Source organism: Novosphingobium taihuense (assembly GCF_007830315.1).
GTDB classification, from domain to species: Bacteria; Pseudomonadota; Alphaproteobacteria; order Sphingomonadales; family Sphingomonadaceae; genus Novosphingobium; species Novosphingobium taihuense.
In genome coordinates this window covers 377,996-398,164 of the sequence record NZ_VLKJ01000003.1, presented here as the reverse complement: position 1 = coordinate 398,164, position 20,169 = coordinate 377,996, and the positions used below count along the sequence as shown (strand labels likewise).

Genomic DNA, 20,169 nt, shown 5'->3' with positions numbered 1-20,169 from the left:
GGGGACGGGGGTGGGCATTACCCCACAACCCCCGCCGCAGCCAGCACTGCCAGCGTCAGGATATCGGGCGCGAGCGAGGTCATCGGCGCGATCTGGACGGGCTTTTCCATGCCGAGCAGCATCGGACCGATCACGGCGTTTCCGGCCAGTTCGCGCAGCAGCTTGGCCGAGATGTTGGCCGACTGCAGGCCGGGCATGATCAGCACGTTGGCCGGGCCCGACAGGCGGCTGAACGGATAGTTCGCCATGACCTTGGGGTTCAGCGCGGCGTCGGGCGCCATTTCGCCTTCGTATTCGAAGCCGGGATCTTCGGCATCAAGGATGGCGACCGCGCCGCGGATCGATTCGAGCCAGCGGCCATAAGGATTGCCGAAGGTCGAGTACGACAGGAACGCGACGCGCGGTTCGTGACCCATGCGGCGGGCGACCGCAGCGGTTTCCTTGGCAATATGCGCAAGGTCCTCGGCCGTGGGACGCTCGTTCACGGTCGTGTCGGCCAAGAACACCGTGTAGTTCTTGGCGACCATCAGGTGGATGCCGAAGGGCAGGTGGCCGGGCTTGGGATCAAGCACGCGGCGCACTTCCTTCATCGACTGCGCGAAAGTGCGCGTCATGCCGGTGATCAGCGCATCGCCATGGCCCAGAGCAACGAGCAGCGAAGCGAAGACGTTGCGGTCCTGGTTGACCATGCGCTTGACGTCGCGCTCCATGTAGCCGCGACGCTTGAGGCGCTTGTAGAGATACTCGACCATGCTCGGCACCAGCGGCGAGACGGCGGAATTGTGGATCTCGTACGACGACGGATCGCTGACGCCCAGCTCGGTCAGCAGGTCAAGCACCGGCTGGGTGCGGCCGACCAGCACCGGGGTGCCATAACCGAAGTCCTTGAACTGGATCGCGGCGCGCAGCACCACTTCGTTCTCGGCCTCGGCAAAGACGACGCGCTTGGGGTTATCCTTGGCCTGCGCGAAGACGTTGGTCAGCACCGAGGTCGTCGGGTTGAGGCGCGCCTTCAGGCTGGTGCGATAAGCGTCGAAATCCTCGATCGGCTTCTGCGCCACGCCCGAATCCATCGCCGCCTTGGCCACGGCGGACGACACGACTTCCATCAGGCGCGGATCGAACGGAGCCGGGATGATGTAGTCGAGACCGAAGGTGTGGTTCATGCCGTAGGCGGCGGCCACTTCCTCGGGCACCGGCTCACGCGCGAGCTGGGCGATGGCCTCTGCCGCGGCGATCTTCATTTCCTCGTTGATCGCCGTCGCCCGCACGTCAAGCGCACCGCGGAAGATGAACGGGAAGCCGAGCACGTTGTTGACCTGATTCGGATAGTCCGACCGGCCCGTGGCAACGATGCAGTCCGGGCGGATCGCCTTGGCTTCGGGCGGTGTGATTTCCGGGTCCGGGTTGGCCATCGCGAAGATGATCGGCTGGGGGGCCATCTTGGCCATCCAGTCAGGCTTGAGCGCCCCTGCTGCCGAAAGGCCAAGGAAGATGTCTGCGCCGACCAGCGCGTCCTCGAGGCTGCGCGCCGAAGTGTCGACTGCGTGCGCACTCTTCCACTGGTCCATGCCGCCTTCGCGGCCGCGGTAGATGACGCCCGAGCGATCGCACATGATCACGTTGTCGTGGCGCACGCCCATCGCCTTGATCAGCGCAGTGCAGGCGATGGCGGCTGCGCCCGCGCCGTTGACCACAACCTTGACCTCGTTCAGCTTGCGCCCGGTCAGGTGGCAGGCATTGAGCAAACCTGCTGCCGAGATGATCGCGGTGCCATGCTGGTCATCGTGCATGATCGGGATCTTGAGACGCTCTTTCAGCGCCTGCTCGATGATGAAGCATTCAGGCGCCTTGATGTCCTCAAGGTTGATGCCGCCAAAGCTCGGCTCCATCAGGGCCACGGCTTCGATGAACTTGTCAGCGTCTTCGGTGTCGAGCTCGATGTCGATCGAATCGACGTCGGCGAAGCGCTTGAACAGGACGGCCTTGCCTTCCATCACCGGCTTTGACGCCAGCGCACCGAGATTGCCGAGGCCAAGGATCGCGGTGCCGTTCGAGATCACCGCAACGAGGTTGCCCTTGGCAGTATAATCATAGGCGGTGGCGGGATCTTCGGCGATCGCGCGGACCGGAACCGCAACGCCCGGCGAATAGGCAAGGCTGAGATCGCGCTGCGTCGCCATGGGCTTGGACGCGATGATCTCGATCTTACCGGGGCGGATCGTGTTGTGGTAGAAAAGCGCCTCGCGTTCGGTGAAGCGGACGTTGCTTTCCTCGGACATGGTTCCCCCCGTATCTGGCCGGACTTGTAGTGTCGGCAGTGTCCGACCTTTGACGTTACGTCAAGGCGCGCAAACGCTGCAGAGTCGAAGCAATTCTATCGAAAATTCCGTATGCGGACAGGTCTTGCGCGTTCAGAAGTCCTTCGGCTTCCACGTCGGGATACCGAGCGGGCGCACCTTGAACAACAGGCTGCGGCCTTCCTGCCAGACCAGTTGCAGGCGCGGATCGGGTCGGCGCGGCAGGCCTGTATCGATCAGCCAGACATAATCGACGCGTTCTATCGGCGCGAACTTGAGCGCATTGTCGACCGTGCGCCGCCAGCCGCCAGCACAGCGGCGCGACCAGACGAACTCGGACGGATCGGCAGTGAAGTTGCGGCCGGGACGGAAGCGCGGCACCACCATGTGGAGGCCCGGCACCGCCCAGTTGTCGTTCACCCAGGCCTGCCGATAGAGGCTGGCAAGGCTGGCGAGGTGATCGCGGCGGGTATTGCGCCAGGACTCATCAAGGCAGGAATGCTCGACGAAGGCGAGCACGCGGCTGCCGGGTTCGACATGGGTCAGCGCCGAAAGCTGCTTGTTGTAGTCCTCGGCATAGCCGTTGAAACTCCACGCCGTGACCGTTAGGCGCACCGCGAGCAGGGCCATGCCGACATAGGCGACCGCCTTGGCCCATTCGGGGCGGCGCGCGCCACTCCAGTCCTGCAGGCCGAGGCCGAGCATGGCGGCAACCGGCAGGATGCGGATGTCGACGAAGGAGGAGCCGTTGATGTCGCTCGGTATGGCAAGGAACAGCAGAAGCACGGTGAGCGCAGGCAGGCCCTGCCGCCAGCGCCACTTCGCGCCGAGGAACGGGCCGACCAGCACCAGCAATCCGGCGATGATCGAGGTGCCGAAATCGAGCAGCCTTGACTGATCACGCAGGGTCAGGACGAAAGACCACGCCTTCTGATCCCAGCGCCACACGTTCATCGACTTGACCGGGGGCGAAAAGGCCTTCCACAGCGCGATGGTGACGACCGTGGCGAGCAGCGGCCAGCAAGCCTGCCACAGGCGCAGGCCGATGGCCTTCCAGTCGAGCGTCGCCAGCCATTGGCGGTTTGTCAGGTCCCGCCAGCGCCAGCCCGCGGGCAGTTCGTCCATCGCGCGGCCAAAGGCATGCGCGCCGACCAGCAGCGCCAGCAGCAACCCGCCGATGGCGTGGCACAGCATCGCGACCGGCTGCGCCACGATCAGCATCGCGGCGCGGGCGCGCGGGTTCTTCTGTTCGAGCCACAGCGAGGCGCCGAACGCGGTCAGCGAAAGACCGGTGGCAAGGATGTAGTTCAGGAAGCCGGTGAGCAGCGGGAAGCTGAACACGAACATCAGCGACCATGCCGCCGCGTGCCCGCCCCTGGGGTTGAGCATGCGGATGGTCCACAGGCAGCCGCCCGCGAACAGGCCGGTTGCGAGAACCGTGCTCCACCACCCGGCGGCAAGGATGCCGAACTGCGCGCCCAGCACCTTCATCAGCACGCCGCCACCGATGTTGAGCGTGAAGACCCACTTCCACGTGAAGTACTTTTCGAGCGGATTGCCCGGACCTGCCGCCTCGATCGCGGCGGCGCCCATGTGGCCCGGCACGTCGATCAGGGGCGGCACCTCGACGAGCGCGAAGGGCAGGCAGACCAGCAGCACGGCGATGAGGATGCCGGGGCCCGAAAGCCACGGCAGCGCCCCGGCGCGGGCCCACACGGTCTTGAGACCCTGCAGCCGGCCGGCCACCCAATCCTTTTCGCGGACTTGCGTCAAACCTTCAGTACCCCCACAAGACCGGAACCGTCTCCCTGCTAGCCTGCCTCTGGGCAGATTGGCGCGGAGTTGCGGATATCCCGGTGTCGATGGTTTGAGAAACACGTCGCGCTCGTCTAGCCACGTGCGCGTGACCCCTAATGCCCCAACTCCGATGATGGCGCAATATCTTGCGCTTAAACAGCAGGCTGGCGACTGCCTGCTGTTCTATCGCATGGGTGACTTTTTCGAGCTGTTCTTCGACGACGCCAAGATCGCCGCACAAGTCCTCGACATCGCGCTGACCAGCCGGGGCGAACACGGCGGCGCGCCGATCCCGATGTGCGGCGTGCCGGTCCATTCGGCCGAGGGATACCTTGCGCGGCTGATCAGGGCGGGGTGCCGCGTGGCCATCGCCGAACAGGTCGAAACGCCCGAGGAAGCGAAGAAACGCGGCGGTTCCAAGGCACTGGTGGCGCGCGACATCGTGCGCTTCGTGACGGCGGGCACGCTGACCGAGGAAGCCCTGCTCGAACCGCGCCGGGCCAATGTGCTGGCCGCCGTTTGCGAAGTGCGTGGGGTTATCGGGCTTGCCGCCTGCGACATTTCGACGGGCCGCATGGAACTTGAGGAATGCGCGCCAGACCAGATGGGCGCAGCGCTGGCAAGGCTGGGCGCCAGCGAAGTTGTTGCGCCCGATTCATGGGACCAGGCACCCGTCGATTGCGTGCCCCGCCCGAATCGGTCATTTGCCAGCGACGAGGGCGAGACGCGCCTGAAAGCCGTCCATGGCGTGTCCACGCTGGACGGTTTCGGGCAGTTCAGCCGTGCCATGCTGGCCGCGGCGGGCGGCCTTGTCACTTATCTCGACCATGTCGGTCGTGGCGCCCTGCCCTTGCTGCTGCCGCCGGTGGCGCGCGAGGCGGGCACGCACATGGCGATGGACGAGGCAACGCGCAGCAGCCTCGAAATACTCGTCAGCTCTGGCGGAACACGGCGCGGCTCCCTTGTCGAGACGATCGATCGTTGCGTGACCGGGGCCGGTGCGCGCCAGCTGGCCGAGGACCTCTCGGCGCCGTTGACCGATGCGCGAGCGATCAACCGCCGGCTCGAACTGGTCAGCTGGCTCCATGACGATCCGCTGCTGCGCGGCGACATTCGCGGCATCCTGCGCGCCTTGCCGGATCTGGGCCGGGCGCTGGGCCGCGTGGTGGCGGGGCGGGGCAGCCCGCGTGATCTTGGCCAGTTGCGCGATGGCCTTTCCGAAGCGCGCCGCCTGCACGACCTTCTTGCCGCCCGTACCGATCGGCCCGAGCCGCTGGACGCAGTTCTGCCATCGCTGGCGGGCCATGGCGCACTTTGCGACCTCTATTCCCGCGCGCTGGTACCCGCGCCGCCGACCGAGCGATCGCAGGGCGCCTATATCGCGGAAGGGTATGACGCATCGTTGGACGAGTTGCGTCGCGTTTCCGGAAACGCGCGCCGCGCGATTGCCGCGCTCGAGGCCAAGTACCGCGATGACACCGGCATTTCGGCGCTGAAGATCCGGCACAACGGCGTGCTCGGCTACTTCATCGAAGTGCCTGCCAAGCATGCCGACCGGCTGATGGCCCCCGAATCCGGCTTTACCCACCGCCAGACCATGGCCGGTGCGGTGCGCTTCAACGCGCTGGCGCTGCACGAGGAAGCCAGTCGCATCGCCGAAAGTGGCGGGCACGCGCTGGCTGCTGAAGAGGCCCATTTCGAGGAACTGGTGGCCCATGCCGTCCGTGCGAAGGAGGCCATCGCCAGTACCGCCGCCGCACTTGCCCGGATCGACGTGGCGGCAGGGCAGGCAGAGCGGGCTGCCGAGGGTGGCTGGGCCTTGCCCCGCGTGGTCGACGAACCTTGCCTCGAGATCACCGGCGGGCGGCACCCCGTTGTGGAAGCGGCACTTGGGGTGCGGGGCGAGCGCTTCGTGGCCAACGACTGTGCCCTCAATTCGCAGGACCGGCTCTGGCTGGTCGGCGGGCCGAACATGGGCGGTAAATCGACCTTCCTGCGCCAGAATGCGCTGATCGTTCTGCTGGCGCAGGCAGGCGGCTTCGTGCCCGCGCAAGGTGCGACGATCGGACTGGTCGACCGCCTGTTCAGCCGCGTCGGCGCGGCAGACAACCTCGCCCGCGGCCGGTCGACCTTCATGGTAGAGATGGTCGAAACGGCTGCGATCCTCAGCCAGGCGACCGAGCGCAGCTTCGTGATTCTCGACGAAGTGGGCCGCGGCACGTCGACCTACGATGGCCTGTCGCTGGCATGGGCGGTGGCCGAGGCGATCCATTCGATCAACCGGTGCCGCTGCCTGTTTGCCACGCACTACCACGAACTCTCGCGCCTTGCGGAAACCTGTGACTCGCTCTCGCTCCACCACGTTCGTGCGCGCGAGTGGAAGGGCGATCTGGTGCTGCTGCACGAGCTGGCGGAAGGTCCGGCCGACAAGTCCTATGGCCTTGCCGTGGCGCGGCTGGCAGGCGTGCCCGCACCTGTGATCAAGCGCGCCAAGTCGGTGCTCGAAAAGCTGGAAAAAGGCCGCGCCGCAACCGGAGGCCTTGCCGCAGGGCTCGACGACCTGCCCCTGTTCGCCGCCGCGATCGAGGCTGCGGAGGAAAAGGTCGATGCGCTGCGCGAGCGGCTGAATGGCCTCGACATCGACGCCTTGTCCCCGCGCGAGGCGCTGGACCTGCTCTATCAGCTGAAGGCCCAAGCCAATGGGTGAGCGGTCGAATGGCTGAACTGACGCAACTCGGCACCAAGCGCGCGCTTTTCGTGATGGCGGCAGAGCCGGAATATGGCCCACACCTGCGCGCCCGCTTCGTGCCGCTGATCACCGGCATCGGCCCGGTCGAGGCTGCGCTGCATGTGGGCATTGCGCTGGCGCGGCTGGAGGCTGCAGGCACCCTGCCCGACCTGATCGTCTGCCTCGGCTCAGCCGGATCGCGGCGCTGTGCGCTTGGATCGATCCACCAGATCGGCAGCGTCTCGTGGCGTGACATGGACGCCTCCGCGCTGGGCGTGGAGCCGGGCGTCGTGCCCTATCTCGACGAGCCGAAGGACCTGCCGCTGGAAACCCCGGTGGACCTGCCTGTTGCCACGCTTTCGAGCGGGGGCGATGTCGTCAGCGGCGATCACTGGGGCCGGGTGAGCGCCGACATGGTCGACATGGAGACCTACGCCGTCGCCCGCGCCGCCCGCACCTTCGGCGTTCCGCTCGTGGGCCTGCGCGGCGTATCGGACGGCCCCGGCGAACTTGCGGGCGCGCACGACTGGCACAAGCTGTTGGGCTACCTCGACGGCGAACTCGCCAAGGCGGTGGATCTGCTGGCGGCGCATTACGGCTAAGCTAATCGGCCGGGTAATACAAACCCGTGGTGAAATCGCGCATGAAGGCGCTGCCGACTGGGGCTTCAAGCAGACTGATGAAACTGTCGTCTCTGTTCAGAACCGCGCCCAACGCGACATAACTGACTGAGCGGTCGTCAATGGGATCGGCAGCTGGATGCCCATCCTGCCCGCGTAGCCGCCAGCCGCTGTCCGGGTACTTGTCGTCTTCGCCTGCCATTTCGGGCTTCTCGCGATAGACATACTCGACAGGAACGCTGCCGGTTAGGACGCAGTCGTCGACGAGGCACCGCTCCCAATATGACCGGTGAGGGTGAAATGGGGGATGGGCATCAGGATTTTCCCATTCGATATCGAGGATCTGCCCCACGCCAAAAGCCACCTCAAGCCCGTGCTGCAAACCGGGCTCCCACGGTTCGTTGGCAAGCGTTCCAGTGAAATTCAGTCCTGACTTGCGGGTGACCCTTACCCACATCCGCTCGCCGCCGTACTCCTGCGTCTCCCACTCGTATTCGAACCCGAGCTTCACCAGATCGCCCACAGCCACCTGCACCCGCTCTTCGAGCAGGGGAATGAAGAAGGTGTAGGGAGATTCTGCGGCAGCAGCGTCGGCGTCACGCAGATGGAAGGGAAAGCTCTCGATCACAGAGACAAGAACAACCCCGCCAGCGCTGCGCTCATCAGGTTGCTCAGCGCGCCTGCGACCAGTGCGCGAATGCCGAGCTTGGCGATGACCGGGCGCTGGTTGGGGGCAAGGCCTCCGGTGACTGCCATCTGGATCGCGATCGAGCTGAAGTTGGCAAAGCCGCAGAGCGCGAAGGTCACGATGGCGACGGTGTGAGCCGACAGCGCGGTATCCTTGCCGAGTTCGATGAAGGCCACGAATTCGTTGAGCACGATCTTCGAGCCGAACAGCCCCCCCGCCTGCATCGCCTCGGCCCAGCCATCGGCACCGAGCAGGTAGAACACCGGCGCAAAGACATAGCCCAGCACCATCTGGAAGGACAGCTCGGGCGCGCCGAACCAGCCGCCGATCCAGCCGAGGATACCATTGGCGAGCGCGACCAGCGCCACGAAGGCCAGCACCATCGCGCCCACGGCGACGGCAAGCTTCACCCCGGTCTGCGCGCCCTGGCTCGCAGCCATGATGATGTTGGCGGGGCGCTCTTCCTCGTCCGACGCGAGGCTGGGCTTGACGTGCGGGTTGGGCAGGGCCTCGTCGGCAACTTCGGCGGGGACCGGCGGCTCGTCGGGCATCATCAGCTTGGCCATGAGAATGCCGCCGGGCGCGGACATGAAGGCTGCGGCGACGAGATAGTCGATGCGAATGCCCATGCTGGCGTAGGCCGCAAGGATCGTCCCCGCCACGCCAGCCATGCCCACAGTCATCACGGTGAACAGCTGGCTGGGATTGAGCGCGGCAAGATAGGGGCGGATCACCAGTGGCGATTCGCTTTGCCCGACGAAGATGTTGCTTGCCGCACACAGCGATTCGACCTTGCTGATGCCGGTCACCTTCTCCAGCGCGCCGCCGATCCAGCGGATCACCAGTTGCATCACGCCGAGGTAATAGAGGATCGAGATCAGCGCGGCGAAGAACACGATCACCGGCAGCGCCGAAATGGCAAAGCTGGTGCCGCCGATCGCAGGATCGGCCAGCGGGCCGAACAGGAAGGCCACGCCCGCACGGGCAAAGCCGAGCAGGCTTTCCACTCCGCCCGCCGCGCCCTGCAGCATGCGGTTGCCCACGGGCACATAGAGCACCAGCGCGGCAAAGCCTGCCTGCAGCGCGAAGGCCGCCGCAACGACCCGCAGCCGAATCGCGCGACGGTTGGACGAAAGCAGGAAGGCGAGCGCAAGGATGAGCACCATCCCGAAAAGGCTTGAGGCAACACGCATCGGGCTGGATCTTGCTCCGCAATTTTGGTTTCAGCCGAACCTAATAGCGAATTGGCGCAAGCTGAAAAGCGCGCTATCGGCCTTGGATGCACGATAACGCCGCTTCCGCACCCGCTATCCCCCGTTCGCTGTTCGCCATCTCGCTGCTCTATGGCGGAATGTGCGTGCTGGCGGGCGTGCTGGGGGTGAAGCTTGCCTCTCTCGGTCATTGGCCGCTGCTGGGCGATCTGGCGGTGGAATCGGGCATCTTTGCCTTCCTGCTGCTGGTGGTGATGGCAAGCGCCGTCGCCGAACTGTTCGGGCAGGATACTGCCAACCGGCTGGTGCGCTTCGGCTTCGTACCGTTGATCGTTTCGATGATCCTGCTGACGACGGTGATCAACGTCGTGCCGCCCGCGCCGTTCTGGGGCGATCAGGACGCCTTTGCCCGCCTGCTCGGCCAAGGCGCGCGGATGCAGTTTGCAGGCCTCATTTCCTATGGCACCTCGCAGACGCTCAACGTCTACCTGTTCTCGCGGATCGCTGGTGGGCGCGGCCGGATGCTGATGCTGCGCGCGTGGCTCGCCTCGATGCTCAGCCAGGTGGTCGACACGGTACTGTTCATCACCATCTCGTTCTACGGACAGGACCTGCCGCTGCTTTCGATCATGGAAGGGCAGATCATTTCCAAGCTGGTGCTGTCGACGATCATGGTCCCGCCGCTGATCTGGGTCTTCGTGCAACTCGGGCGCTGGCTCGACCGCGCTTCCTGATTGGACGGCATAAGCTGCCGCGCGCACCGCAACGCCAATATTGGATTCCGCTGCCTTTGCGCGTAAGGGCCCGCGCATGAGCCAGAACCACGACCCCGCGATGCTTGCCAAGGCACAGACCCTGACCGAGGCGCTGCCCTATCTCCAGCGCTATGCCGGCAAGACCTTCGTGGTGAAGTACGGCGGCCACGCCATGGGCGATCCCGAACTGGCGCAGGACTTTGCCGAAGACATCGTGCTGCTCAAGGCCGTGGGCATCAATCCGGTGGTCGTCCACGGTGGCGGGCCGCAGATCGGGCGGATGCTGAAGGCCCTTGGCATCGAATCGAAGTTCGTCGATGGCCTGCGCGTCACCGACAAGCAGACCGCCGAAGTTGCCGAAATGGTGCTGGCAGGCGCGATCAACAAGGAACTGGTCAGCTGGATCGCCCGCGCAGGCGGCAAGGCCATCGGCATCTCAGGCAAGGACGGCGGCATGGTCATTGCCCGCAAGGTCCAGTCGAAGAAGGCGCCCAAGGCAATCGAGGGCGAGGACGGCGATCCGATCGTGGTCGATCTCGGCTTCGTGGGCGAGCCGGACCGGATCGACACCACCGTGATCGACACCATCGTCAACGCCGGGATGATCCCGGTGATCGCGCCGATCGGCGTCGGCCCCGATGGCGAGACCTACAACATCAATGCCGATACTATGGCAGGCGCCATCGCCGCTGCTCTGGGTGCCTCGCGCCTGTTCCTGCTGACCGACGTTCCCGGCGTGCTCGACAAGGACAAGAACCTTCTCACCGACCTGCGCCCCGCCGACATCGCGCGGCTGGCCGAAGACGGCACGATCAGCGGCGGCATGATCCCCAAGCTCGAAACCTGCGTCCACGCGGTGGAAGCGGGCTGCGAGGCCACCGTCGTGCTCGACGGCCGCGTGCCCCATGCGATGCTGCTGGAAATCTTCACCGCGCGCGGTGCGGGCACGCTGATCCGCGCCTGAAGTTCCGATTAACGCCGGAACCTGCAGGCGGGCGAAGCGTCAGGGCAGGATGATCCGTACCGCTCTTGCTTTCGCAGCCGCCTCCGCGCTCGTCTTTCATCTCGGCGGCTGCCAGAGGGGCCCTGCCACGCCCGCACCATCCGCAAGTCAGGCGGAAGCCTCGCCCGTGCAGGCAAGTCAGGCGCCTTTGGCAGCGGCTAACCCCGCAGACACCCCACCCCAGCCATCGCTTTCGCGGCGGCCCGAAGAAGTGCTCGACGCCTTTGCGGCCGCAATCGAAGCGCGCGACTGGCGCGCCATGCGCGCGTTCTGGGGCGAGCACGGCACGCGCAGCGGCATGGACGAGGCGGCCTTTGCCGCGAACTGGAGCAAGCTGAAGTCCCCCACCGTATCGGTCGGACGAGGGCAGCAGGAAGGCGCTGCAGGCTCGATCTATTACACCGCCCCGGTGGTCGTGACCGATGGCGAGAGGACGATCGCGGGCGAAGTCGTGCTGCGGCGGGTCAACGACATTCCCGGCGCTACATCGGAGCAGCTGCGCTGGCACGTCGAAAGCACCACGCTGGAGCCGTGATCGTCCGGCTGTCCGTCCCCCGGCCTGCTTGCCAAATTGGTAAGTGCTGCATACAGACTGCCGCACTCCGGCTCATTGCGCTGGTGAACGGGCACTTGTCGCTCGGGGAGAGGGTCGGCTAGGAGCTTGGGCTTGCCGCAAGGCAGCCTCATCCGTGCCGACAAGGGAAATGCGCCAATGCTGCTGTACACACTGATCTCGGTCTTTTCCCAGCTCATCGACATCGTCGTCATGGTGGTGATCGTCCAGTTTGTGCTGAGCCTGCTGATCGCCTTCAACGTGGTGAACCTGCACAACAAGGCGGTGGCCGCCGTCTGGACCGCGCTAGGTGCCATTCTCGATCCCATGCTCAATCCGATCCGCCGGATCATGCCCAACACCGGCGGCATCGATTTCTCGCCGATGATTCTGATTTTCGGCCTGCGCATCCTCGTGCAGGTCCTGTTCTTCTTCGCCTCTCTCGCCACGGCGGTCTGAGGCTTCTCGCAAACTCCGGACGGATGACCCGATGACTGCTGCCGTAATCGACGGAAAGGCCTTTGCCGCCACCCTGCGTGCCCGCGTGGGAGACCTTGCTGCTGCGTTCGAGGCCAAGGCAGGGCGCAAGGCCGGCCTCGCCGTCGTGCTCGTAGGCGAGGACCCGGCGAGCCAGGTCTATGTCCGCTCCAAGGGCAAGAGCACGGTGGAAGCCGGCATGAACAGCTTCGAATACAAGCTGCCTGCCGATACTGCGGAAGCCGATCTGCTGGCGACGGTCGATCAGCTCAACGCCGATCCGGCGGTTGACGGCATCCTTGTCCAGCTGCCACTGCCGAAGCATATCGACGAGCAGAAGGTCATCGCCGCGATCAATCCCGACAAGGACGTCGACGGCTTCCACGTGACCAACGCAGGCCGCCTTGCCGTGGGCCAGCCGGGCTTTGTCCCCTGCACGCCGCTCGGTTGCCTGATGCTGCTCAAGGACAGGCTGGGCGATCTCTCGGGCCTCGATGCTGTCGTCATCGGCCGCTCCAACATCGTCGGCAAGCCGATGGCACAATTGCTGATCGCAGAAAGCTGCACGGTGACCGTGGCGCACAGCCGGACGAAGGATCTGGCGCAAGTGGTCAAGCGCGCCGATATCGTCGTCGCTGCCGTGGGCCGGGCAGAAATGGTCAAGGGTGACTGGATCAAGCCGGGCGCAACCGTGATCGACGTGGGCATCAACCGGGTTGCGGGCGCCGAGGCAGGCAAGACGAAGCTGGTGGGCGACGTCGACTATGATTCGGCTGCCGCCGTCGCTTCGGCCATTACCCCCGTACCGGGCGGTGTCGGCCCGATGACCATTGCCGTCCTGCTGCGCAACACGCTCGTCGCGGCCTATCGCAACGAGGGGCTGGAACTGGCGGCCGACGCGGTCTGAAGCGTTAGTTCTGGAACCTGCCCACCCCCGACCCCTCCCGCCTGCGGGAGGGGAGTGATAGCGCCGTGCCAAAACTTCGCCCTCCCGCAGGCGGGAGGGCCGCGAGACTTGGAGAGCGAAGCGAACCTAGTCGCAGCAGGGTGGGCAGGCTGCGGCGCATCGGCTAGGCTGACGCGATGAAGCGTCTGATCCCCCTCGCATTCCTCGTTTGCTCGACTCCCGCCCTGGCTCAATCCGCGCCCGAGGGGCAAGGGCCGGGGCGCCCGCAGCGCGCCTATGCCAGCCCATCTGCCCTGATTGCCGCGGACATCGGCTTTTCCCGCCTCGCCCGCGAGAAGGGGCAGTGGACCGCTTTCCGCGAGACCGCTGACGAAACTGCGGAAATGTTCGAGGGCGGGCGCAAGCTTGCCAAAACTCTGCTCAAGGACCGCAAGGACCCGGCAGCGCCGGTCAAGTGGGCACCGCATCTGGCATGGATCAGTTGCGATGGCACTGCAGGGTTGACCTTTGGCGGATGGGCCGGTCCCTCTGGTGGAAACGGCGAGTACGTCACCGTCTGGCAGCGCCAGTTCAAGGGGAAGGTGGACTGGAAGTGGGTGCTAGATGACGGGCAGGACCTCGCCGCGCCCTTGCGCGAGGTTGATTGGGCAGAGGGCAAGGTCGCCGATTGCCCGGCGCGCCGCCGCCCTGCCGGCGACCCGCCGCTCCAGCCCGGCAGCAAGCGCGAACGCAAGGAGGACAGCAAGCTCCCCCCGCTGCGTCCGCTTGCAGGAGCCATCCCGGCATCTGAGGGCGGCGACAGCAAGGACGGCCAATCGCGCGATGGCAGCCTTGCCTGGCGATCAACCGTAATGCCCGATGGCAGCCGCCGTTTTACCGCGTGGATCTGGAAGAACGGAGCAATGACCGAGGTCATCGCGCGCAATTTCAAAGCGAACGGAGCCTGAGGCGATGTGGCAGCTATTCCTCTCCGCCTTCGTCACGCTGTTCGTGGTGATCGACCCGCCCGGCTGCGCGCCGATCTACGCAGGACTCACCGCCAACGCCACGGCAAAACAGGCGTTCAGCATGGCCTTGCGCGCCTGCCTGATCGCCACGGGCATCCTGCTGGTCTTCGCGCTGTTCGGCGAGGACCTGCTGGGCGCGCTGCACATCGAACTCGACAGCTTCCGCATCGCAGGCGGCATCATGCTGTTCCTGATCGCGCTCGACATGGTGTTCGAAAAGCGCACCGAACGGCGCGAGGAGCGCGCGGAGAAGGTGCGTACCGCGCAACCGCAGGTAGAGGACGTCTCGGTGTTCCCGATGGCCATGCCGATGCTGGCAGGCCCGGGCTCGATCGCCTCTGTCATGCTGCTGACAGCGCGGGCAAACGGGACGCAGGAGACCGTGGTCATCCTCGGCGCGCTTGCCGTGGTCATGGTGCTGAGCTTTATCGCGCTTGTTGCCGCCCGCCCGCTGATCCGCGCACTCGGCTCACAAGTCGAAGCGGTGATCACCCGCCTGCTCGGCGTTCTGCTGGCCGCGCTTGCCGCGCAGTTCGTGATCGACGGGATTCAGGCGCAGTTCTGACGTTCGCGGCAACTACTGCAGAGTCACCCGCCCGCCGTCGTCGTTGTCGCGCTTGCCGAAGAATTGCATGAGCTGGACCAGCAATTCGCACCGTGCCGCGAGGGAATCCGCTTCGAGCAGGGCCTGCTTGGCGGCGGCGTCGAACGGGGCGATCTGGGAGACGCCGTTGATCAGCGACATGTCGTCGAGCCGGCCAACCGAATCCCAGTCCACCGCATAGCCTTGCGCATCGGCGAAGCGGCGGGCTTCCTGTTCGAACGAGGCCCGCTCGACCGCGCTCAGCGCTTCAGCCATGTCGTCGGCGATGAGTTCGGCCTCGACCTGGCGAAAGGGCGTGGTGACTTCGAGTTCGCGAATCACCCGGAAGCGCGAGATGCCCTCGAGAATCAGGTTGAACCGCCCGTCCTCCAGCGCCTCGACATCGGCGATCTTGCCAACGCAGCCGATGCGGAACAGCGGCGCGCCGTTCTCGGGCGATTGCGGCTGGATCATCGCGATACGCCGGTCACGCGCCAGCGAATCGCTGACCATGGCGCGATAGCGCGGCTCGAAGATATGCAGCGGCAGTTGCAGGCCGGGATAGAGCACAGCGCCTGCCAGCGGGAAGATCGACAGGCGCGTCGTATTTGCGCTCGCGCCCATCGCGATCAGCCGAACAGCACGGTGGAGAGCTTGCGGCGCGTTGCCGAAACCCAAGGATCTTCCAGCCCGATGGCTTCGAATATCTGCAGCAGACGAGCCTTGGCCGCGCCATCGTTCCATTCACGATCGGCGGCGATCATCGCGAGCAGCTTGGCTGCGGCCTCGTCGCGCGCGCCACTGGCGTAGAGCGCGTTGGCGAAGGCGAGCTGCGCCTCCATGTCGGCCGGACGTTCGGCCGCTGCAGCGCGCAGGGCGGCAAGCTCAGCCTCCTCCGGCGCGTCCTCGGCCAGCGCCAGCGCCGAGCGGGCCTGTGCGAAAATAGGGTCCTTGGCCATTTCGGGCGGGAGCGAATCGAGCACGGCCTGAGCCTCGTCCTTCTGGCCCGCGGCGATCAGCGCACGCACCAGCCCGGCGTGAGCCTGCGCATTGTCGGGCGCGATCTCGACGATCTGGGCAAAGATGCTCGCCGCGCGTTCGCCATCGCCCTCGGCCAGCACTTCCTCGCCCATGGCCAGCAGCGGCGTCACGTCCTGCTGCGGTTCGCCGGCCTGCACGGGCAGCTTGGCAAGGAGCTGGTCTAGATACTGCTTCAATTGCGATTCGGTGCGCGCGGGCGTGAGGTCAGCCACCGGCTGGCCCTGGAACATCGCATAGACTGTGGGGATCGAGCGCACCTGGAACTGCGCGGCAATGAACTGTTCCTCGTCGACGTTGATCTTGGCGAGGACCACGCCCTTGTCCGCGTACTCTGCCGCGACCTTTTCAAGCACCGGGGTCAGCGCCTTGCACGGCCCGCACCACTCCGCCCAGAAATCGAGGATGACCAGCTGGGTCATCGAGGGTTCGACCACGTCCTTGCGGAAGCGGTCCACCGCCTTCTGTTCGTCGAGATTGAGCCCCATGCTGGCCAAGATGCGTCTCCGGTCGAATGTCTTTCGCGTGTGCCGCACCATGTGGGAAGGCTTGTCCATTCGGCAAGGGGAAAGGGGCTGGAATCGGGCTTTTGCGCAGAGACTTTACCCAACATGCATTTTTGGTGTTGCGCTCTCATCGAGTCACCGTTAGAGGCCCCCACACCCCAGCCGGACGGGGCATTTCCCACCGGCCAGAAACGCACGAGCGGGCGTAGCTCAGGGGTAGAGCACAACCTTGCCAAGGTTGGGGTCGAGGGTTCGAATCCCTTCGCCCGCTCCAGTTTCCTTTCTCAAGACATCGTTGAATTCGGGGTTGTGTTTTTTCCCTTCGGGGAACCCTCGTGTCTTTCGTGGCTCTGCGCGGCAAGCCGCTGCGAGCGTGGTTCGAATCCCTTCGCCCGCTCCAGTTTCCTTTCTCAAGACATCGTTGAATTCGGGGTTGTGTTTTTTCCCTTCGGGGAACCCTCGTGTCTTTCGTGGCTCTTCGCGGCAAGCTGCTGCGAAAAAGTTAGACCCCCTCCGGCCGCAATCGGGTTTATTGCCGGATTGCTGCCGGATGAACGGCCCAACCGATCACTGTGATAGGACTAACCCGTTGGTCTGCGATCATTAAGCGATTTATCCGATTGTCAGCCCGCTATCGTGCGGAGCAACAGGAGGAAAGAAACTCATGCAGATCAGCAGGATCGCGCTGGCCGCCGTGCTCGCGGCCGCCTTGCCGCTCGGCAGCACAGCTCTTGCCGAAACCGTTACGCCGACGAGCGAGCCCGCCGCGAAGGAATGGTACCCCAAGACGCTCGACCTGACCGCGCTGCGCCAGAACGAGGCGACCAAGGCCAATCCCTATGGTCCGGACTTCGACTATGCGCGCGAGTTCGCCTCGCTCGATCTCGATGCGGTGAAGGCGGATATCCGCAAGGTGCTGACCACGCGGCAGCCGTGGTGGCCGGCGGACTATGGCCACTACGGCCCGTTCTTCATCCGCATGGCCTGGCACAGCGCCGGCACCTATCGCACAGGTGACGGGCGCGGCGGTTCGGACGGCGGCGAGTTGCGCTTCGAGCCACTCAATTCCTGGCCCGACAACGTCAACCTCGACAAGGCCCGCCGCCTCGTCTGGCCGATCAAGCAGAAGTACGGGCGCAAGCTTTCGTGGGGCGACCTGATGGTCCTCACCGGCAATGTCGCGATGGAAGACATGGGCTTCAAGACGTTGGGCTTTGCCGGGGGCCGCGTCGATGCCTGGCAGCCGGATCTCGTGTTCTGGGGGCCGGAGACCAAGCTGCTTGACGACAAGCGCCGCGATGGCAAGGGCAACCTCAAGGGGCCGCTGGGCGCGACGCAGATGGGCCTGATCTATGTGAATCCCGAAGGTCCGAACGGCGTGCCCGATCCGCTGGCCGCCGCCGCCGACATCCGCCGCGCGTTTGGCGCGATGGCGATGAGCGACGAGGAAACCGCCGCGCTGATCGCCGGTGGCCACACCTTCGGCAAGGCGCATGGCGCGCACAAGCCGGAGGAATGCGTCGGCAACGATCCGGGCCAGGGCAAGATCGAACAGCAGGGCCTTGGCTGGGCCAACAAATGCGGCAAGGGCAACGCCGAGGACACCGTGACCAGCGGGCTGGAAGGCGCATGGTCGGCCAATCCGATCGCCTTCACCACGCAGTATCTCGACAACCTCTATGGCTTCGAGTGGGTCAAGACCAAGAGCCCTGCGGGCGCGACGCAGTGGATTCCCAAGGACCCGGCAGCGGCGAACCTCGTACCCGACGCGCACCGGCCCGACGTGCGCCACGCGCCCATCATGTTCACCACCGACATCGCGATGCGCGAGGACCCGGGCTTCCGCAAGATCACGCTGGGCTGGAAGAAGAATCCGCAGGCCTTCAGCGATGCCTTTGCCCGCGCCTGGTTCAAGCTGACCCACCGCGACATGGGCCCGCAGGCGCGCTACCTCGGCAAGGATGCGCCGAAGGTGACCATGACCTGGCAGGACCCGCTGCCCAAGGCCAGCTATGCGCCAGTCGATGCGGCTGACATTGCCACGCTCAAGGGCAGCATCCTGTCATCGGGCCTGACCACGGGCGAGCTGGTGCGGGCGGCATGGGCCTCGGCCTCGACCTTCCGCGCGACCGACATGCGCGGCGGTGCCAACGGTGCCCGCGTGCGGCTTGCCCCGCAGAAGGACTGGGCAGTGAACGATCCGGCAGAGCTGGCCAAGGTGACGGCCAAGCTCGAGGAAATCCGCCTTGGCTTCAACAAGAGCACCAAGGGCGGCAAGCAGGTGAGCCTGGCCGACCTGATCGTGCTGGGCGGCAATGCCGCGATCGAGCAGGCGGCCAAGGCAGCAGGCCATGACGTGAGCGTGCCGTTCGCGCCGGGCCGGGTCGATGCGACGCAGGCGCAGACCGACGTCGAATCCTTCGGCTACCTCCAGCCCAAGGCCGATGCCTTCCGCAATTACTACGCGGCGGAATCGTTCTATGGGCCGACCGAGGCGCTGGTCGACAAGGCGGATATGCTGGGGCTGACGGTGCCGGAAACCACTGTGCTGCTGGGCGGAATGCGCGCGCTGGGCGCCAATGCCGGTGGATCGAAGGCGGGCGTGCTCACCAGCCGTCCCGGCGCGCTGAGCAACGACTTCTTCGTCAACCTGCTGTCGATGGACACGGTGTGGGCGAAGGCGGCAACGCCCGGGCTCTATGAAGGCAAGGACCGCGCGAGCGGGGCGCTGAAGTGGACGGCAACCCCGGTCGACCTCGTGTTCGGCTCAAACTCGGAACTGCGCGCCGTGGCCGAGGTCTATGCCTCGGACGATGCGAAGGACAAGTTCGTGGCCGACTTCGTGGCAGCATGGACCAAGGTGATGAACGCCGACCGCTTCTGATCGGTCACAACCCCATCCGGTGCCTCCGGACGGTGCGGCGGCGGGGCCTTTGCGCTCCGCCGCCGTTCCTATGACTCGGCTTGGCGGCCCAGCCTTGGCGCGATCAGGGCGCAGGCGATGAGCTGGAGCTGGTGGAAGATCATCACCGGCAGCAGAACGATCCCGACTGAAGCCGCGGGAAACAACACGCCCGCCATCGGCACGCCCGAGGCGAGGCTCTTCTTGGAACCGCAGAAAAGCAGGACGACGGCATCCTCGCGCGGGAGCTTCATGGCACGCGCCAGCCACCAGGTTGCACCGAGCACGATGGCCAGCAGCGCCAGGCAGACCAGCGCCAGCACCAGAAGCCCGAGCGGCGGGACCCGCTGCCACAGCCCTTCGACCACGGCCGCACCGAACGCAGAATAGACCACGAGGAGGATCGAGCCGCGATCGACCTTGCCGAGCCACGCCTTGTTGCGCGTGACAAAGCCTCCGATCCATGGGCGCAGCAGGTGCCCGGCCATGAACGGCAGGAGCAGTTGCAGGACGATGGTTTGCGCCGAAGCCCAGGAGAAGCCGCCCGTCGCCCCGCCCAGCAGCAAGGCGACCAGTGCGGGCGTCACGAAGATTCCGGCAAGATTCGAAAACGAGGCCGCACAGACCGCAGCAGCAACGTTGCCGCGTGCGATGGCGGTGAAGGCGATTGAGGACTGCACGGTCGAGGGCAGCAGGGTCAGGAAAAGCAGGCCCGCCGCGAATTCCGCTGGCAGGAAGGGCAGTGCGCCGCAGGCAAGGCCCAGCAGCGGGAACAGCACGAAGGTTGCCGCCAGCACAGCCAGATGCAGCTTCCAGTTGCGCGCCCCCTCCCAGATCGCCTCGCGCGAAAGCTTGGCGCCGTGGAGGAAGAACAGCAGCACGATCCCGGCATCCGCCGCCGCACCGACGATGGGCACGAAGGCGCCCCGCGCAGGCAGCAGGCTCGCCAGCACTACGGTGGCGATCAGCGCCATCAGGAAGGGATCGAGCAGAGAGGCGATGCGCCGGATCATGAAGCAGGGCTGCCTTGGCAATCTGAGGTGCAGACCTCTTGGCGGCATCGGCGCGTTAGTCAAGGCGGGGTCTCAGGCAGC

Annotated in this window: 17 protein-coding genes and 1 tRNA gene; 11 read left to right on the top strand and 7 right to left on the bottom strand. The window is 65.6% G+C overall.

Going from position 1 to position 20,169, the window contains the following annotated elements:
• Positions 1-17 precede the first annotated feature (17 nt).
• Both IQ25_RS09100 and IQ25_RS09095 read right to left on the bottom strand, forming a co-directional pair.
• Positions 18-2,282: an NADP-dependent malic enzyme gene (locus IQ25_RS09100; RefSeq protein WP_144904941.1), complete on the bottom strand. Its 2,265-nt coding sequence runs from the start codon at positions 2,280-2,282 to the stop codon at positions 18-20.
• Positions 2,283-2,414: 132 nt separating this feature from the next.
• Positions 2,415-4,046, bottom strand: a complete 1,632-nt coding sequence (locus tag IQ25_RS09095; protein ID WP_258536993.1) for a hypothetical protein — start codon at positions 4,044-4,046, stop codon at positions 2,415-2,417.
• A 181-nt stretch (positions 4,047-4,227) separates the two neighbouring features.
• On the opposite strand from IQ25_RS09095, the gene mutS reads away from it, so the two are divergent.
• Positions 4,228-6,804 (top strand): DNA mismatch repair protein MutS, encoded by a 2,577-nt coding sequence (gene mutS, locus IQ25_RS09090; RefSeq protein WP_144905091.1) that lies wholly within the window; start codon positions 4,228-4,230, stop codon positions 6,802-6,804.
• Positions 6,805-6,812: 8 nt separating this feature from the next.
• Entirely contained in the window at positions 6,813-7,427 is a 615-nt protein-coding gene (locus tag IQ25_RS09085) for a 5'-methylthioadenosine/S-adenosylhomocysteine nucleosidase (RefSeq protein ID WP_144904939.1), read from the top strand.
• 1 nt (position 7,428) lies between these two features.
• On the opposite strand, the gene IQ25_RS09080 is transcribed toward IQ25_RS09085, so the two are convergent.
• Positions 7,429-8,073, bottom strand: a complete 645-nt coding sequence (locus IQ25_RS09080) for an immunity protein Imm33 domain-containing protein (RefSeq protein WP_144904937.1) — start codon at positions 8,071-8,073, stop codon at positions 7,429-7,431.
• Positions 8,070-9,326: a NupC/NupG family nucleoside CNT transporter gene (locus tag IQ25_RS09075; protein ID WP_144904935.1), complete on the bottom strand. Its 1,257-nt coding sequence runs from the start codon at positions 9,324-9,326 to the stop codon at positions 8,070-8,072. The genes IQ25_RS09080 and IQ25_RS09075 overlap by 4 nt, the downstream gene beginning before the upstream one ends.
• 86 nt (positions 9,327-9,412) lie before the next feature.
• Between IQ25_RS09075 and IQ25_RS09070 the strand changes: the two genes are divergently transcribed.
• The 7 genes from IQ25_RS09070 (at position 9,413) to IQ25_RS09040 (ending at position 14,611) form a co-directional block, all read left to right on the top strand.
• Positions 9,413-10,078 carry a queuosine precursor transporter gene (locus tag IQ25_RS09070; RefSeq protein WP_144904933.1) on the top strand — a complete coding sequence of 222 codons (666 nt, stop codon included), beginning with the start codon at positions 9,413-9,415 and terminating at the stop codon, positions 10,076-10,078.
• 76 nt (positions 10,079-10,154) lie between these two features.
• Positions 10,155-11,063, top strand: coding sequence for an acetylglutamate kinase (gene argB, locus IQ25_RS09065; RefSeq protein ID WP_144904931.1), 909 nt, complete (start codon positions 10,155-10,157; stop codon positions 11,061-11,063).
• Positions 11,064-11,112: 49 nt separating this feature from the next.
• The gene (locus IQ25_RS09060; protein WP_144904929.1) at positions 11,113-11,637 is read left to right on the top strand and encodes a hypothetical protein; all 525 of its coding nucleotides are present in this window, start codon (positions 11,113-11,115) and stop codon (positions 11,635-11,637) included.
• Positions 11,638-11,814: 177 nt separating this feature from the next.
• Positions 11,815-12,114: a YggT family protein gene (locus IQ25_RS09055; protein ID WP_144904927.1), complete on the top strand. Its 300-nt coding sequence runs from the start codon at positions 11,815-11,817 to the stop codon at positions 12,112-12,114.
• A 31-nt stretch (positions 12,115-12,145) separates the two neighbouring features.
• Positions 12,146-13,039: a bifunctional methylenetetrahydrofolate dehydrogenase/methenyltetrahydrofolate cyclohydrolase FolD gene (gene folD / locus IQ25_RS09050; RefSeq protein WP_144904925.1), complete on the top strand. Its 894-nt coding sequence runs from the start codon at positions 12,146-12,148 to the stop codon at positions 13,037-13,039.
• A 176-nt stretch (positions 13,040-13,215) separates the two neighbouring features.
• Positions 13,216-13,986, top strand: coding sequence for a hypothetical protein (locus IQ25_RS09045; protein WP_144904923.1), 771 nt, complete (start codon positions 13,216-13,218; stop codon positions 13,984-13,986).
• 4 nt (positions 13,987-13,990) lie between these two features.
• Positions 13,991-14,611 carry a MarC family protein gene (locus IQ25_RS09040; RefSeq protein ID WP_144904921.1) on the top strand — a complete coding sequence of 207 codons (621 nt, stop codon included), beginning with the start codon at positions 13,991-13,993 and terminating at the stop codon, positions 14,609-14,611.
• A 12-nt stretch (positions 14,612-14,623) separates the two neighbouring features.
• On the opposite strand, the gene IQ25_RS09035 is transcribed toward IQ25_RS09040, so the two are convergent.
• Together IQ25_RS09035 and IQ25_RS09030 are read right to left on the bottom strand one after the other, a co-directional pair.
• Positions 14,624-15,253 carry an LON peptidase substrate-binding domain-containing protein gene (locus IQ25_RS09035; RefSeq protein WP_144904919.1) on the bottom strand — a complete coding sequence of 210 codons (630 nt, stop codon included), beginning with the start codon at positions 15,251-15,253 and terminating at the stop codon, positions 14,624-14,626.
• Positions 15,254-15,258: 5 nt separating this feature from the next.
• The gene (locus tag IQ25_RS09030) at positions 15,259-16,155 is read right to left on the bottom strand and encodes a tetratricopeptide repeat protein (protein ID WP_144905089.1); all 897 of its coding nucleotides are present in this window, start codon (positions 16,153-16,155) and stop codon (positions 15,259-15,261) included.
• A 217-nt stretch (positions 16,156-16,372) separates the two neighbouring features.
• Here IQ25_RS09030 and IQ25_RS09025 point away from each other — a divergent pair.
• A tRNA-Gly gene (locus IQ25_RS09025) sits at positions 16,373-16,447 on the top strand.
• Positions 16,448-16,837: 390 nt separating this feature from the next.
• The gene (gene katG, locus IQ25_RS09020; RefSeq protein WP_144904916.1) at positions 16,838-19,057 is read left to right on the top strand and encodes a catalase/peroxidase HPI; all 2,220 of its coding nucleotides are present in this window, start codon (positions 16,838-16,840) and stop codon (positions 19,055-19,057) included.
• Between the two features lie 68 nt (positions 19,058-19,125).
• Here the strand turns inward: katG and IQ25_RS09015 are convergent, their stop codons facing one another.
• Positions 19,126-20,088, bottom strand: coding sequence for a bile acid:sodium symporter family protein (locus tag IQ25_RS09015; RefSeq protein ID WP_144904914.1), 963 nt, complete (start codon positions 20,086-20,088; stop codon positions 19,126-19,128).
• Between the last annotated feature and the right edge of the window lie 81 nt (positions 20,089-20,169).